Here is a 15,237-nt window from a genome sequence, read left to right as displayed (position 1 = left end):
GAGCCAGTTAAAAATACTAATAAAATTAGTATTTTTTATTATTTTCTGGATCTAGTTCCCAAGCCACGGGATGACAACAAACTTTCCTCGCAATGACATCCTTTTAATTCTTGTTGTAAATTTACTTATTTATGAAAATTTTTAAGTAGTGTTAATATTTATTTATTCAACTTACAGATCAAAGATGATTTTATTTGTAATGAAATAAATATCATAGGTAAAATATTATGTGGTGGCTTAATAGTATAGTAGGAAGTCCTAAGCAAGAACATAAAACAGAAATAGAGAAAACAGTAAATAATATAGATGAATTTCCAGAATATTTTAATGATTTATTTAGCAAAGAAAAAAGTAAGGATGCTACAGCTCAGTCCAAGATAGAACATATTAATATTGGAAAAATATTAACCCCTAAATCAGAATCTCATAACCCTCCTGCATACAAAGAAGTTTTTGCTTATCTATTTAATAATTTCCGTAATAAGTTCAATGAAAAATTAGAAAAGCCAGCTGGTGCTATTGAAAAGTTTATTCCTGCTAAATCTTTTGAGTTTAGTTATAATTTTTCAAAAAAAGAAGATAGAGAATTTTTAGCAGATTGTTTAAGAAATGATATAACTATTGAAAAAATATTGTGATTTTGATGATGTAGATGCGAGATATTTTGCAAATATTTTCTGGTATAATGATAAGATAAGGCATTTTTCTTTAGCAGATAATGAAAAAATAACTGCGTTTGGAATCAAAACTTTATTAAATATAAAAGAATATAATAAGGTATTACAAGAATTATTAGTTTATCTTCCAGGTCAATATGAAAATCTCATGGAGTTTCATTATACGGAAAATGCTGCAGATAAAATTGAAATAAAAACTAGTAGCGGCAAGGCGATAAATATTTTTGATAAAGAAGCCATAAATGCTTATTTAAAAAAATTACAAGAAAAAAATTTAGACTATACTATTGAAAATGAAAATTTACGAGTTAATACAACCCGTTCTGCGTTAGAAGAGCAAGTACGTAAGGATGCTGGGATACTTTTTAGGCTTATTACGGAAAGTTATAATGAAATTATCGGGAGAGGGAATTTAGATAAAGTATTGATGTTGTTTGGACTAGAAGAAGTTGGTAAAACAGTAATTGGGTGTCAATTAAGCGATTCTAAAACTGTAGAAAAATTTACAGTAACAGAATTAAATAAATTAAAACCTGTAGATTCTGAACATAATAAAAAGATAAGGCATAGCCAAATCATCGACAATAATCAAAATAACCCAGCTAATCAAAGCAGTCAAAATAATTTAGATAACCCAGCTAACCCAGATAATACAAATAAAGAAGATGATTATAAGCGTGTTAATAATTTTTTAAATAAAGATTTGGCAATAAATATTATGGAATGCTCTGGCATACATGGCGGGGTGATAAATCAAGTACAAGAAATTTTAGACTTATATTCTTATTGGCAAATAATTAAATTGGCAGCAAAAATTAAATTTGGAATAATTATCATAGATAACAGTTCGAAACCAATAATTACTGATACTATAAACGAATTTATCAAGTTTTTTAAAAATGAAACTAATGTATTAACTAAAGAAGTTCAAGAAAATCTCAATGATGCATTATTTTATATAGTAAATTTTGCAACTGATTGTGGAACAATAGAAAAAAAAGATAAGAAAGTTATAGAAATAAAAAAATATTTAGAAAACCTTATTAAGTACTCAAAAGATGCAGAGAAACTTGTAATATCCCAGTTAATTAAGTCTGTTCATTTATTCAAAAAAGCAACCTCTGAAGAACCATTTTCCGAATCACTGAATCTTAAGGATTTATTAGGAACAGATAAATGGTGGGGATTAAAAGAAGTATATATAAGTCCTATTTCGTATAAAAAAAGTGTAATAGAGTTACCAGAAGTTTTAGCTGAAATGATCAACTACAATATTGGGGTAGTAGGTAAAATTATCATAAAGTTTTTTAAAGCTAATAAAGAATTTATAGAGAATCCTATTTATTCGTTTTTCAGGCTTAATCTACAGCAAGAATTAGCTTCAGAAATGTTTTCCAAGCATTATGATTTGTTAAAAAGCTATCTACCAAAAACAATATTACCAGAAGCAATAAGCCCTATAGAAGTAGTTAATAAAAAAACTTTTTCAGCATTACAAGAAATAAAAGAATTGAAAGATGTTTATACTAACAACATTAATAAGCATTTTAAAATGATTTCTGCATTTCTGGAAATTATAAGGAAGTTTTATAATGTAAAAGGAACTACTAATGAAGAACAAAATCTTTTTCAAGAAAAATTAGGAAATTATGTATATTTTATAAAGCAGCAATTGGAAGCTCTATCATTCTGCAAAAAACTCTTCCCTCACTCCGCAATATTTGAACCACTTAAAAAAGTGGTTGATATTGCAGGAAAAATTTTAATTGAGGAAGATTTACTAAGTAAGGCTATCATAGATATAAAATTAGAACCTTATAAAGCTACTAATAGCACAGAAAATAATCAACAGCAATTTGATTATTATGAAGAAGTGCTAAGTTGGCTTAATGATTTTAGTGCAGGCAAATTTTCAAAAACAGAACAATATAGTGCTAATTTTACTGCTAATGAAATGAAAGCTAAATCGCATTATTTTTTAGGTATGTTATATGAAAATAATATTGGTCTTGCGGGCAGTATTAAGGTTGATGATAAATATTTAGGCATATCATATAAAAATAATAATTGGCTTGCTGCAAACGAGAAAAAGCTATATTCGCTTTTAGCAGTTAGAGAATATATCGAAGCTTTAAAAATAGAACTAAAAGAATATTGTGAAAATACAAAAGCTGAAAAAGATTATAGTTTTATGTATGGTTCTGGGGAGTGTAAAACTACTTTTTCTGTTATTTGTTCAAAGATAGGTAATTTACTTTTAAACTTAGGTAAATCTTACGATAGCACAAATCAAAGCGAGCACTCCATCCCTTTAATTTTGGAAGCCATAAAATATTTTATGATAAGCGTAAATGTGCGTTATATTGAAGAATGCGATAAAATTCTTACAGGAATTTTCAATAAACAACCAAGAGATATAAAAGATGATTTTCAAAAACAATTATGCAAATTTTTAGGAGAATATTTATTAAAATTAGGTTTATTCAGAAAAGCAGAGTATAAATTTCAAGAAGCCCAGGGGCTTACTAACGATAGTAAAGAGCAAATAGAACTAGAAGTAAAAATTAATGAAATTAGAGGAAAGGGGTCAAATCTTTCTTTCCTGAAAGCTAAACGTGAGAAAGGTGAGTTCGAAGATCTTAGTATATTTAAAGAGAAAACCTTAGGAAAGTTATTTTTGGTAGGAACTAAGAAGTTGCTTAATAATACTACTAAGATACCTCAAGAAACGCAATATAAAGATCTGTATGATGAAATTGATCCACCACAACCACAAGCAGTGATTCAGCCAGAGCCACAACCGCAGCAGTCACAAGCACCAGAGCCATCAGCACCAAATCCACCAGGAAATGAGAATGTACCACCACTTAATCCAAACGAAGTTGTAGCTTTAGGAGATAATAACGAAATACAGAGTCACATAGCTTGAAAAACACCCTTTGTGTCATGCCGTGGGAACCTTGTTGCGTGGATCAGTTTTCCAGTTGTCATCTAGCTCACTTGTAGCGGAATCCAGTTAAAAATACTAATAAAATTAGTATTTTTTATTATTTTTTGGATGCCGTGGTCAAGCAACTAGATGACATTGAAAGTGCTTTTCGATCCACGCGGGCAATGTCCCCCGTGGCTTGGGAACTAGGTCCAGCTAAAAAATACTAATAATATATTTTAGCTATATTCTTTTACGTATAAATAAATATAACCCTATTGATAAAATAAAGAATATATTCAAGTAGCAAGCAGTAATAAAAGCTAAATTTTTTGAAGCAAAGTTTTGTAATGTAAAGTGAGCAGAAGTAGCTATTAATACTGATAAAGCAGCAAATAATATCGGCATGAAAGTTGTTTTTTTGCTGTAGGGATATTTTAAGAAAACTGCCAATGCTAAAAATGGTAATACAAAATTATATAAAGACCAGATGATTCGTTGGTGGGCTTCGGCAATTAATTTAATTTTTTTCATGGGATTTAAATCAACAGGAGGTTCAAGCAATTCTTCAATATAATATTCGTTTGCTTCCTTATTATGTGTTGTTCTTTGTGATATTAACGGATTATCATTTTGCAGCTTTATCATCAATGAATCAAAAGTTAGCTGCGTTATATTCCCATTTATGTCATATTCTTGCCTACTACCCTTACTAAGCTCAAAAATAGGATCATTCTCATACATATCAAGTATTCCGGAATTTGCAAATACTACAGATGGGTTATCAGCATTGCGGTTATCAAATATGATTACGCCTTTCATAACATTCCCTGCAGATTTTTTATCTATATAAACAGTAATATCTTTCGTTATTTTGTTAAAAGTTTTTTCCTCAATCATACTTGATATGTAGTTATTCTTTATAAAGCTTAAACGTGATTTTAAATTTATATGAGATAAAGGCATGACTGTAGAAGATATGTAGTAAGCAAGTAATGCGACTATCAATGCAACATATAAAGCAGGTAAGGCTAATTGTAGGTTACCTACTCCCGAAGTTTGTAATATAATTAATTGCCTCTCAATTTTTAGGTTATTATAAATATAAATTATTGTAATAACTGTTATGATGGGTAACAGAATAAATAGTAAGGTAGGCAGTACTAAAATTATTAAACTCAAGAAATCCATAACTTTTATACCTTTGTCAAATAAATATAAAAGCTTTAATACTTGAGTAATCCATACCAAGCTAGTCATTGAAAAAGTAATGACTATAAGCAGAGGTAGGATATTTTTTATAAAATATTTTCGATATAGTAACATATATACTTATTTTATTTGAAAATTGGTTGTGGTGTTATCCCCTGGTTTTTATGTCATTCCCGCATAGGCATAGTAGTGTCCGGAAAAAAATAAACGTTGTTATTATTAGGTTTTTTCGTCATTGCGAGGAAATTACGAAGTAATTGACGAAGCAATCCAGTAAAAAATGCTAACTTTATAACATTTTTTATTATTTTTTTCTGGATTGTCACGCTCCTTGCAGTCGCGTAGCTCAGACGATTTGGTATCCACGCAACAATACCTTGCGAGAAGCGTAGCGACGTGGCAATCTCATAAAGAAAAACTCCTGAGATTGCTTCGTCAAAACTTACAGTTTTTCCTCGCAATGACGAAGAATAAACCTGCCCACCCACTTTATTACATTATTTTTAAAAATTCGGTAAATTAGCTTACCAATTAATATTGTTATAAGCCCGGTGATAATACCATAAATTATATCGCTTGGATAGTGCATAGCAAGACTAATGCGAGATAGAGACACTAATATAATAACACAAATCATTAATATTTTAACTGGTAATTTTACATAATTCCAAATAAAATACGTTAATAAAACGCTAAGTGCTACGTGACTACTTGGAAAACTCGATAAGCATCTTTCACTTGCAGTATTTAATATAGTGATAAAACTTCCCTCAGGTAGGCTACAATAAGGGCGTGGTAAATTAACAGTAAATTTAAGAGCAGTAAAGACCAAACCAAATACGCCATATACTATCCCGATTTCAACTAATTTATTATAATTATGCCAAAATTTATTTTGTCGCTCATTATCGTTTTTGATTTTCTTTAGTTGAATATAAAGATATATACAGTATAAAATATATATAATAGCAAAATTAGCGATATTAAAACAAAAAGAAAATATTCTTAAAAAATAGGCAAACAGCCCGATATTAGTAATTTTATTTAAGAATAAAAATATTTCTTGGTTTAAACCGCAAAAATTATAAAAAATTTCAAACATTATTTTATTAGTTTATGTTACAGGTGACAATACTGGGCTGCGGAGCATCTATAGGCGTACCGGTTATCGGATGCAGTTGCTCTGTATGTTTATCAGATTCAAAGTACAATAAAAGAACTAGATCAGCAATATATATCAACGATGAAAATAGTCAAATATTAGTTGATTTTGGCTTTGATATCAAAAATCAGTTAGTAAGAGAAAAGATAAATAAACTTGATTGTGCAGTATTAACGCATTATCATTCCGATCATGTTAACGGAATTGATGATTTACGAATATTTTCTTTTATAGAAAAAAAGGCATTAGAAATCTATACAGACGAGAATACAGCAGCAAATTTACATAAAAGTTTCGACTATTTATTTGGTTATAATTCATTTATGCAAGGTCCAGTTCTTGAAACTAAAAATATTGGTTTTTTTGATAAAATTAAGATTAACACAATTGAAATACAATTTTTTAGGCAAAATCATGGTCCTATCGATAGTTTAGGTTTACGGATAGGTGATTTTGTTTATTCGCCTGATGTTATTAATTTTCCGCCTGAGTCAGAGAAATTTTTGCAGAATATAAAAATATGGATTTTAGATTGTATGGATTATACTTCAAATAAAAACCATGCAGGGCTTGATAAAGTGTTAGAGTGGCGAGAGAAATATAAACCAGAGCAAATATTATTGACAAATATGCGTCATACTATAGATTATCACGAAATTATAAAAATACTTCCAGATAATGTTAAACCGCTTTATGACGGTTATAAGTTTAATATATGATTATTTTAGAAAAAGTTTGTAAGCGTTACGGCAAAAATTACGGCATTAAAAATATAGATTTAAGTTTTACTGCTAAAGAAACCACTGTAATAATTGGTCCGTCAGGAGGTGGTAAGACTACTTTACTACGTGTTTTAAATAATTTAGAAGAACCGACTAGTGGAACTTTGCTTGTAGACGGCAAAAAACTGCTGTCAAAAGATAGAAGAAAATTGCGGCTAAAGGTCGGGATGGTTTTTCAGAATTTTAACCTCTTTCCGCATTTAAGCGTAGGTGATAATCTGATTTATACACCGGTAAATGTTTTAAAAATTCCAAAAGATGAAGCTATATTAAAAGCAAAAGAACTACTTGAGAAATTTAGACTAAGTCAGAAATTTGACTCATATCCGGCAAATTTGTCCGGCGGGCAGAAGCAGCGTATTGCAATAGCAAGGGCTTTAATGATGAAGCCAGAAATTTTATTGTTCGATGAGCCAACATCGGCATTAGATCCTGAAAATATTAAGGATGTGATCGAGAATATTAATTTACTAAAAGAGCAAATGAGTATGGTGGTAGTAACCCATCACTTAAAATTTGCAAAACTGATAGCTGATCGTATTATTTTTATGGATCAAGGACAGATTTTAGCAAATCAGCCGGCACAAGAGTTTTTTAGCAAACCAGCTTCTCATAGGGCTAGGTTGTTTTTAGAGAATATCGGAGATTTTCTATAAAGAAGTGCATTTCTGCACCTCCTTATAGAAAAGAACAAATTAAAAAGTATCAAAAATAAAAGGCGGCTTCCACTTTTGATATTAATTGTTATACTTTCAATATGGACAGAAAATACATAAAACTTATATTTATAATTTGCAGTACTATATTTGTAACCGGCTTAGTATATAAATATATCAATCAGCACTATCCAAAGTTTTTCAAAGAGCCGCAAAATATCGGAAGTTTTTGTGCCTCATTACTAATATTATTTAGCATAATTTATAGCACTATAAGTCAAAATGAAATACGTAAATTTTGCTTGCAATTAGCAGCTTGGGCAGCAATTTTTTTAGTTATAATCATCGGCTATGCTTTTAGATTTGAACTAAATTATGCTTACCAAAGGGTAGCATCGGTGTTGATTCCATCATATAATTGGTCTACGGAAGCTGGCGAAATAATCATAGCTCGTAGCGGAGATGGACATTTTTATATTGATGCTGTTGTGAATAATGTTAAGATAAGCTTCATGATTGATACAGGGGCAAGTGATGTAGCTTTAACCAAAGAAGATGCTCAAAAATTAGGGTTTGATCTAACTCAGTTAAAATATACTAGAACCTATCTAACTGCTAATGGTGAGAATAAAGCCGCTCCTATAAAATTAGATAGTGTAATAATTAGGAAAAGAATTTAAGGATGTTAGTGGACATATCGGACTTGGTGATCTTGATGTTTCTCTTCTTGGTATGTCAGTACTTGAACGCTTTAAAGGTTTTAGAATTGATAAGGATCTACTAATTTTGAATTACTAGAATAAAGCTTATTTAAAGCCTATAATCCTCAAACTAATGGAATATGTGAACGATCCCACACCTTATAAGAATTACAAATTGATAGAGATAATTGACATTGAACATGAGAATATTAGTAACTGGAGCTAACGGTTTTATTGGATCATATATTACTGCTGCATTGTTAAAAAGTAATTATAAAGTAGTATGTGCCGTTAGAGATATTGAATCTACTAGAAAAAAATTCCCTACTGCAGAAATTATACATTGTGATTTTAATACAGATATTAGCTCCCAAGATTGGATAAATAAATTAGAGAAAATAGATATAGTAATTAATGTCTCAGGTGTGTTAACGTCTAGTCGTGCTAATAATATTGAAAATGTTCATATCAACGGTCTAAAAGCTCTATTTAAGGCGTGTACTCTTACTAACGTAAAAAGAATTATTCATATTTCAGCTCTTGGAATAGATGATGAAGAAAACACTGCTTATGCTTTAACTAAAAAAGCAATAGAAAGGTATTTACAAAAATTAGAAAATATAGATTGGGTAATTTTACAACCTTCTCTCATTTATGCGAGCGGTTGCTATGGCGGTACATCATTATTTAGGGTTTTAGCAGCATTACCGTATTTTATTCCTCTGATAGGTGACGGTTTACAACAATTTCAACCTATCCATATTGAAGATCTAGCGAAAGTAATCATTCATTGCGTAGAAAGAAAAGGAAAAATTTGTAGATTATTAAAAATAGTTGGACCTGATATAGTTACTATGAAAGACATCTTAATTGGATTTAGAAGATGGCTTGGAGTAGAACCTGCAAGACTAATAAAAATTCCTTTAATATTCATTAAAATAGCCTCTAAATTAGGGGGTTTTTTCAAAATAGGACCTATTAATTCTACAGCGTATAATATGTTGCTTCAACCTAATATTGCTAATAAAAAAGATTTTATTGATTTTACTTCTATAATTCCTAGAAACTTGCAGCAAGGTCTTACAACAGAACCTTTAACCGTACAATCTATATGGCATGCTAGGCTTTATTTTCTAAAACCTATAATAAAAATTGCCTTAGGGTTATTTTGGATAATGACAGGAATTATTTCAAGTATTTTTGCTTATGATGCTAGCAAGCAAATTATAATATCACTGGGTTTTAATAAGCAAATAGCACCTTACATATTATATGGAAGCTGCTTTATGGATATTATTCTGGGAATTTTACTAATTATCAAGAATAAAATAAGCAGTATATGTAGTTTACAAATTTTACTAATATTATCTTATACTTCACTATTAACGTATCTTAAGCCAATATTATGGTTGGATCCTCTAGGTCCAATACTAAAAAATATTCCGATAATATTACTTACTTTAGTAATAATGGCTATAGAAAGAGATAAATAATGGCATATCTTTTTATAAAAACTATTCATATTATTAGCTCTACTATTTTATTTGGTACTGGCATTGGCACTGCTTTTTTTATGTGGTGGGCAAATAAAACTGGTGATTTGTACGCAAAAGCATATGCAGCTCGGACTACAGTTATTGCTGATTTTCTTTTTACTACTCCAACTGTGATAATTCAACCAGTTAGTGGCATAATATTAGTAAATATGCTTGGTCATAATTATTCGGAATTATGGCTTTTCTTAACTTATATAGGATATTTAATCGCCGGGATTTGTTGGCTTCCAGTTTTATGGATCCAAATTCAACTACGAAATATGGCAGTTGAGGCATTAAAACAGCAAGCTTCTTTACCAGAGAAATATTATAAATTATTTAAATTATGGTTTTACTTAGGATGGTCAGCATTTATTAGTTTGATTGTTATTTTCTTCTTAATGGTGTTTAAACCATTATAATAAAATTAACAATAAGCTTTATCAAAAGTATATTTATCCATTTTGTTATTTTAATCAAAAGCTTTAACATTATTCTTTTGATTCAGTTGAATCTGCTTTTTTTTCTTGCTCTTGTTCCTTTGAACTCTTCATTAAGTCCTTTGCCTTGCCTAATAATGATTCAGGATGGTCTAGTGCCTCTTTCGCTGTATCTAATATTTTTTGCGTTGTATTTATTAGATTTTTTGCCCCTTCTAATAATGATTCTTTCGAATTATTTTCTGATTCAGACATAATATTTCTCCTTTGTTAGTTTGTGTTATGATATTAACAAAATATTTTTTAAATTCTAGGTAGAAATATTAAATAGAGTTGGCAATTATAAAAAAATATTTAAATTGTGTTAAATAAGTGATGTATAATTTATACCTTGAATATAAATTATATAGCTAAACCTAGATAAAATGGTTATACCGTTAATCTGTCATTCCGTGGCTACGACCACGGAATCCAGTGCTTTTAAAGGCTTTTCTGGATCCCGTGATCAAGTCACGGGATGACATACATATCCTTTTTATTCCGCTTCGGCTATACATTCTTAAACTTCTCTATCATGCGAGTAACGGAGCGTTCTAATTCTACACCTAGTTGTGGATAATCAGAAAAACTAAACCACTTTAGTTCATGTGATTCATTGTTTTTTATAAAATTATCATTATCTATTGTTTTTAATAAAAAACGTATATCATAATGATAATGAGAGGGATCTTTAGGCGTTTGGGGGATATAATGAACGTCTATATCAAAAATATTATTACTTACTGCCTCAATCTCATTAATGCCTGATTCTTCTTGTGTTTCTCTAATTGCTTCAGCTAGTATATCATCACTCTCACAATGCCCACCAAGTTGAAGCCATTTATTAAGCTTTTTATGATGCATCAATAGAAACTTAGTTTGATCATGATTGAGTAGGAACGCAGAGGCAGTAAAATGCCCTGCAACGTCATTCAAAAAGCTTGATACAAGCGAATTTTTTGATATTCGCCTTTGCTCACGTACCTTTGTACGCTCCGCAGGCTCATCTTCAAATTCATCTTGTCTGAAGCTTTTTGAATTTAGCTGCATTTTTAAGTCACTTGTAACCAAATTTAAGTGCTTATCCAAAAACTCTAGCATTTTTTCTTTGGAAAGAATTTCTTCGGGGTGGATGCTGTTATAGTTTTGTAATAAAGATTTAAGATGATTTAGCACGTTTTAAACTGTTCTTAAGCGTAATCTTGACTTGCTTTAATGAGCGAGGATTTGCATCCGTTACTTCAATTTCAATATTTTCTGAAACATTTATTTTAGTACCCACCGCTGGAACATTCCCCATTTTTGTCAGCACTAAACCACCTATAGTATCAAACTCATCATCATCATCTTTTAGCTTTTCGCCGATTATCTCTTCAAGCACCTCTACTTCAACACGTGCATTTGAAATAATTGTTGAGTTATTGATGACCTTATAGTTATCATACTCTGATTTCTGATCATGCTCATCATCGATTCGCCCAACTAATGCTTCCATAACATCTTCAATCGTAACTAAGCCATCAGTACCGCCATACTCGTCAATAACTATAGCAATATGGGTTTTCTCACGACGCATTTTTGCAAGCAAATCTAATAGCTTCATAGAGGGAGCAGCGATTATATGCTTACGTATTAGCTTTTTTAAGCGAAAATTTTGTTTCGTAACTAATGCTTTAAATAGATCTTTGATGTGAATAAAACCAACTATATTATCCAAAGTACCATCATATATTAGAGTTCTGGTATGTGGAATTTTTACTTTAATAGATTCGTTTAATTCTTCTATATTTGTAGTAAGTTTTATTGCTGCAATATCAGAGCGTGGTACCATTATGTCTTCAATGGTTTTGCCTTTTAATTTTAGCAAATTAGCTAAAATATTACGTTCATCTAAAGTCATTTTCTGACTATTAGTTTTTAAACGTTTTATAACGCTAAAGAAATCATCCGGTACTTTATTTGAAAATAAAGATTTTATCGGTGAGAATAATTTTCGTAAGTGAAAAATTGACTTATTATCGTGATTCTTTTTATTGTCATCTTCTTTTTTTGAAGATTTTAACATAAATTTTTTTATTTAGTTAATAAATAGGGCGAGGATATACCGAAATGTGCTAATATCTCGATTTCTAGATTTTCCATGATCTTTGTTTCTGTGTCATTTTGATGATCGAACCCGATTAAGTGTAAAATACTATGTATTAAAAGATGAATAAAGTGATTCTCAAAAGTTTTTTGTTGCTCGTATGATTCATTATATATTACATCATAGCAAAATGCTATATCCCCTAAATGCATATAATCAGAATCCCCTAAATTTTCAAGGATAATAGGCTGATTACTAGATACTACCTTGTTACCGCTAAAATGTAAATCTTGCCAATTTAATTCATTAGCAGGAAAAGAAAGAACGTTAGTTGCTTTTTCTATATTACGAAATTGCTTGTTTAAGGTCAATATTTCTTCGTTATTTGTCAGCAAAATCGATAGTTCGAATTGTTTTATTTCACTAAAATTTTCGAATTGCGATAAGGTTTTTTGAGTAATTTTTTTAATCAAAGCCTTATTTATTTGCTTATGCTCACGCCATTTGCTGTAGTTTTTTATAATCTCTACGTTTATCATTATTATATAATTTTTGTCGTCATTGCGAGGAAAATTACAAAGTAATTTGACGAAGCAATCTCAGGAACTTATACTGTTTTATGAGATTGCCACGTCAAGGCTTCGCCTTTCCTCGCAATGACGATGCCTATAATTTTCCTTTAACTTCTCAAAATCCTCGTCAGCATGGTATGAAGAGCGGGTTAGAGGGCTTGCTGAAACCATCAAAAATCCTTTTGTGCGTGCTACTCGCTCTAAATATTTAAACTCTTCAGGAGTAACATATTTTGCCACTTCTGCGTGATTCTTCGTAGGTTGCAAATACTGCCCAATAGTCAGGAAATCAACCTTTGCTTCCCTTAAATCATCCATAACTTGCACTACTTCGCTGATTTCTTCCCCAAGCCCTACCATCATACCGGATTTTGTAAAAACTTCCGGTGATAATTTCTTGATATTATGGAGTAAACTTAGAGAATTATAATATCTAGCTCCTGGTCTAATTGTCTTATATAAAGATGGGACAGTCTCAACATTATGGTTAAAAACATCAGGTTTTGCGTTCGCTATTATTTCAGCTGCTCCATCTTTTCTTAAAAAATCAGGGGTTAAAATCTCGATAGTAGTATTTGGTGAAGACTTACGAATTGCACTAATATACTCAGCAAAATGCGTAGCTCCGCCGTCCTCTAGATCGTCACGATCAACCGAAGTAATTACTACATGTTTAAGACCCAGCTTTTGTACTGCCTCCGCTAGTCTTTGCGGTTCATGCGGATCAAGTAAATCCGGTCTGCCAGTTTTAACGTTACAAAATCTGCAAGCTCTAGTACAAACCGAGCCGAGAATCATCACAGTTGCATGTTTCTTTGACCAGCATTCACCAATATTAGGGCAAGCAGCTTCCTCACATACAGTATTTAACTTGAGATTTTTTATTAAATCTTTTGTATTATAATATTCTGAAGAGTTAGGAGCTTTAACCTTAATCCAATCAGGTCTTTTAGACATCTTTCCAAATTCTACTTCTAGAGGTAATTTGGGCGTCAATCCGGTACTCGCATCCTCACGTACTTCTTTGTACGCTGCGGTGCTGCGTTCCGTGTTTCCTGCAAATTCCTCTCTATAAGCGAATTTGGAAAGATGTCTATCTAAATTAGTCATAAAATGGAAATAATTTAATTAATTTTGTTACTTCGCTTAATACTTTCTGCTCGGCTTTGCTATTATCTTCGCTATTCTTTAAGCCATCTAAAATATCAGCTATTAAATGACCAACTAGCACAAAATCTTTTTCCTTAAATCCTCTAGTAGTGCAAGCTGGTGTGCCAAGTCTAATACCTGAAGTAATAAAAGGCGAAGTTTCATCAAAAGGAATAGCATTTTTATTGCAAGTAATACCTGCTCTATCTAAAGAATTAGCAGCAATTTTACCGGTAATGCCGTCTTTTCGTAGATCCACCAGCACAATATGATTATCAGTGCCACCTGTTAATATATCATATCCTCGTTCTTGCAAACTACCAGCTAAAGCCTTAGCATTACTTATAACTTGTTTTATATAGTGTTTATATTCCGGCTGCAAGCTTTCTAAAAATGCTACGGCTTTTGCTGCTATTATATGCATTAATGGACCACCTTGCAAACCCGGGAATAAAGCAGAATTTATTTTTTTGCCGATCTCTTCATCGTTAGACAAAATTAAGCCACCCCTTGGTCCTCTAAGTGTTTTGTGGGTAGTTGAGGTAACAATATGAGCGTGCGGAATAGGGCTTTCATGCTCACCTGCCGCAACTAACCCCGCAATATGAGCGATATCAGCCATAAGATATGCTCCTACTTTATCAGCTATTTCTCTGAATTTAGCAAAATCAAGATTGCGTGGGTAAGCTGAAAAACCAGCTATAAGCAATTTTGGCTTGTGTAGCTCTGCTAATCGCTGAACTTCATCATAATCAATTAAGTAAGTCTCTTTATCGACGCTATAAGAAACTGCATTAAACCACTTACCTGATATATTAGCAGTTGAGCCGTGTGTTAAATGTCCTCCGCTATCTAAAGACATACCAAGCACAGTATCACCAGGCTGCATTAAAGCAAGATATACAGCTTGATTTGCTTGCGAACCGGAATGAGGTTGCACGTTGGCATATTTACAGTTAAATAGCTTTTTTGCTCGCTCTATCGCCAAATTTTCGGCTTTATCTACTTCTTCACAGCCATTATAAAAACGCTTACCTGAATATCCTTCAGCATATTTATTAGTCAGCACTGAGCCTTGAGCTTCAAGCACCGCAGGGCTTACGAAATTCTCAGAGGCAATAAGCTCAATCACACTATTCTGACGAGCTTTCTCGTGCTTAATTATTTCGAAAATTTCTTTATCTATTTCTTGTAACTTGTTATTAAAAATGTTCATTATGCCTCATGTATTTTTTGGTTCTATTGTTGAGATATATAGTCGTCATTGCGAGGAAAAATTGAAAATTTTGACGAAGCA

14 protein-coding genes and 1 pseudogene are annotated in these 15,237 nt (G+C 31.3%); 7 read left to right on the top strand and 8 right to left on the bottom strand.

Features of this window, described 5'->3' with window-relative positions:
• The first annotated feature begins 227 nt into the window (after nucleotides 1-227).
• Both AAGD49_RS06945 and AAGD49_RS06940 read left to right on the top strand, forming a co-directional pair.
• Nucleotides 228-638, top strand: coding sequence for a hypothetical protein (locus AAGD49_RS06945; protein ID WP_341788500.1), 411 nt, complete (start codon nucleotides 228-230; stop codon nucleotides 636-638).
• Nucleotides 622-3,606 carry a hypothetical protein gene (locus AAGD49_RS06940; protein WP_341788499.1) on the top strand — a complete coding sequence of 995 codons (2,985 nt, stop codon included), beginning with the start codon at nucleotides 622-624 and terminating at the stop codon, nucleotides 3,604-3,606. The genes AAGD49_RS06945 and AAGD49_RS06940 overlap by 17 nt, the downstream gene beginning before the upstream one ends.
• 243 nt (nucleotides 3,607-3,849) lie before the next feature.
• Here the strand turns inward: AAGD49_RS06940 and AAGD49_RS06935 are convergent, their stop codons facing one another.
• Both AAGD49_RS06935 and AAGD49_RS06930 read right to left on the bottom strand, forming a co-directional pair.
• Nucleotides 3,850-4,932 (bottom strand): LptF/LptG family permease, encoded by a 1,083-nt coding sequence (locus AAGD49_RS06935; protein WP_341788498.1) that lies wholly within the window; start codon nucleotides 4,930-4,932, stop codon nucleotides 3,850-3,852.
• A 328-nt stretch (nucleotides 4,933-5,260) separates the two neighbouring features.
• Complete coding sequence (locus AAGD49_RS06930) at nucleotides 5,261-5,920, bottom strand: phosphatase PAP2 family protein (RefSeq protein ID WP_341788497.1); 660 nt, start codon at nucleotides 5,918-5,920, stop codon at nucleotides 5,261-5,263.
• A gap of 14 nt (nucleotides 5,921-5,934) precedes the next feature.
• Here AAGD49_RS06930 and AAGD49_RS06925 point away from each other — a divergent pair, with 14 nt between their 5' ends.
• From AAGD49_RS06925 to AAGD49_RS06905, 5 genes and pseudogenes are all read left to right on the top strand, one after another.
• On the top strand, nucleotides 5,935-6,699 hold the full coding sequence (locus AAGD49_RS06925) for an MBL fold metallo-hydrolase (RefSeq protein WP_341788496.1): 765 nt from the start codon (nucleotides 5,935-5,937) through the stop codon (nucleotides 6,697-6,699).
• Nucleotides 6,696-7,418, top strand: a complete 723-nt coding sequence (locus AAGD49_RS06920; RefSeq protein WP_341788495.1) for an amino acid ABC transporter ATP-binding protein — start codon at nucleotides 6,696-6,698, stop codon at nucleotides 7,416-7,418. Before AAGD49_RS06925 ends, AAGD49_RS06920 begins: the two co-directional genes overlap by 4 nt.
• Nucleotides 7,419-7,519: 101 nt before the next feature.
• A pseudogene (locus AAGD49_RS06915) lies at nucleotides 7,520-8,216 on the top strand (TIGR02281 family clan AA aspartic protease).
• A 103-nt stretch (nucleotides 8,217-8,319) separates the two neighbouring features.
• Nucleotides 8,320-9,612: an NAD(P)H-binding protein gene (locus tag AAGD49_RS06910; RefSeq protein WP_341788494.1), complete on the top strand. Its 1,293-nt coding sequence runs from the start codon at nucleotides 8,320-8,322 to the stop codon at nucleotides 9,610-9,612.
• Nucleotides 9,612-10,076 (top strand): DUF2269 domain-containing protein, encoded by a 465-nt coding sequence (locus AAGD49_RS06905; RefSeq protein ID WP_341788493.1) that lies wholly within the window; start codon nucleotides 9,612-9,614, stop codon nucleotides 10,074-10,076. Before AAGD49_RS06910 ends, AAGD49_RS06905 begins: the two co-directional genes overlap by 1 nt.
• A gap of 69 nt (nucleotides 10,077-10,145) precedes the next feature.
• Here the strand turns inward: AAGD49_RS06905 and AAGD49_RS06900 are convergent, their stop codons facing one another.
• From AAGD49_RS06900 to glyA, 6 genes are all read right to left on the bottom strand, one after another.
• The gene (locus tag AAGD49_RS06900) at nucleotides 10,146-10,349 is read right to left on the bottom strand and encodes a hypothetical protein (protein ID WP_341788492.1); all 204 of its coding nucleotides are present in this window, start codon (nucleotides 10,347-10,349) and stop codon (nucleotides 10,146-10,148) included.
• 294 nt (nucleotides 10,350-10,643) lie between these two features.
• Nucleotides 10,644-11,309, bottom strand: coding sequence for a palindromic element RPE3 domain-containing protein (locus AAGD49_RS06895; RefSeq protein ID WP_341788491.1), 666 nt, complete (start codon nucleotides 11,307-11,309; stop codon nucleotides 10,644-10,646).
• The gene (tlyC, locus tag AAGD49_RS06890; protein ID WP_341788490.1) at nucleotides 11,293-12,198 is read right to left on the bottom strand and encodes a hemolysin C; all 906 of its coding nucleotides are present in this window, start codon (nucleotides 12,196-12,198) and stop codon (nucleotides 11,293-11,295) included. The genes AAGD49_RS06895 and tlyC overlap by 17 nt, the downstream gene beginning before the upstream one ends.
• 8 nt (nucleotides 12,199-12,206) lie before the next feature.
• Nucleotides 12,207-12,758 carry an rRNA maturation RNase YbeY gene (ybeY, locus tag AAGD49_RS06885; protein ID WP_341788489.1) on the bottom strand — a complete coding sequence of 184 codons (552 nt, stop codon included), beginning with the start codon at nucleotides 12,756-12,758 and terminating at the stop codon, nucleotides 12,207-12,209.
• Nucleotides 12,759-12,836: 78 nt separating this feature from the next.
• A complete protein-coding gene (gene lipA, locus AAGD49_RS06880; protein ID WP_410525921.1) occupies nucleotides 12,837-13,748 on the bottom strand; it encodes a lipoyl synthase in 912 nt (303 codons plus the stop codon).
• Nucleotides 13,749-13,893: 145 nt separating this feature from the next.
• On the bottom strand, nucleotides 13,894-15,156 hold the full coding sequence (glyA, locus tag AAGD49_RS06875) for a serine hydroxymethyltransferase (RefSeq protein WP_341788487.1): 1,263 nt from the start codon (nucleotides 15,154-15,156) through the stop codon (nucleotides 13,894-13,896).
• Between the last annotated feature and the right edge of the window lie 81 nt (nucleotides 15,157-15,237).

The organism is Rickettsia endosymbiont of Lasioglossum villosulum (assembly GCF_964026455.1).
Classification (GTDB): domain Bacteria; phylum Pseudomonadota; class Alphaproteobacteria; order Rickettsiales; family Rickettsiaceae; genus Rickettsia.
This window is presented reverse-complemented; position numbering and strand designations above follow the sequence as displayed.

Bases quoted from the DNA above. Each gene is read 5' to 3' on its own strand.
- AAGD49_RS06945 (WP_341788500.1), top strand. From the start codon at position 228: ATGTGGTGGCTTAATAGTATAGTAGGAAGTCCTAAGCAAGAACATAAA.
- AAGD49_RS06935 (WP_341788498.1), bottom strand. From the start codon at position 4,932: ATGTTACTATATCGAAAATATTTTATAAAAAATATCCTACCTCTGCTT.
- AAGD49_RS06930 (WP_341788497.1), bottom strand. From the start codon at position 5,920: ATGTTTGAAATTTTTTATAATTTTTGCGGTTTAAACCAAGAAATATTT.
- AAGD49_RS06925 (WP_341788496.1), top strand. From the start codon at position 5,935: ATGTTACAGGTGACAATACTGGGCTGCGGAGCATCTATAGGCGTACCG.
- AAGD49_RS06920 (WP_341788495.1), top strand. From the start codon at position 6,696: ATGATTATTTTAGAAAAAGTTTGTAAGCGTTACGGCAAAAATTACGGC.
- AAGD49_RS06910 (WP_341788494.1), top strand. From the start codon at position 8,320: ATGAGAATATTAGTAACTGGAGCTAACGGTTTTATTGGATCATATATT.
- AAGD49_RS06905 (WP_341788493.1), top strand. From the start codon at position 9,612: ATGGCATATCTTTTTATAAAAACTATTCATATTATTAGCTCTACTATT.
- AAGD49_RS06900 (WP_341788492.1), bottom strand. From the start codon at position 10,349: ATGTCTGAATCAGAAAATAATTCGAAAGAATCATTATTAGAAGGGGCA.
- tlyC (WP_341788490.1), bottom strand. From the start codon at position 12,198: ATGTTAAAATCTTCAAAAAAAGAAGATGACAATAAAAAGAATCACGAT.
- ybeY (WP_341788489.1), bottom strand. From the start codon at position 12,758: ATGATAAACGTAGAGATTATAAAAAACTACAGCAAATGGCGTGAGCAT.
- lipA (WP_410525921.1), bottom strand. From the start codon at position 13,748: ATGTCTAAAAGACCTGATTGGATTAAGGTTAAAGCTCCTAACTCTTCA.
- glyA (WP_341788487.1), bottom strand. From the start codon at position 15,156: ATGAACATTTTTAATAACAAGTTACAAGAAATAGATAAAGAAATTTTC.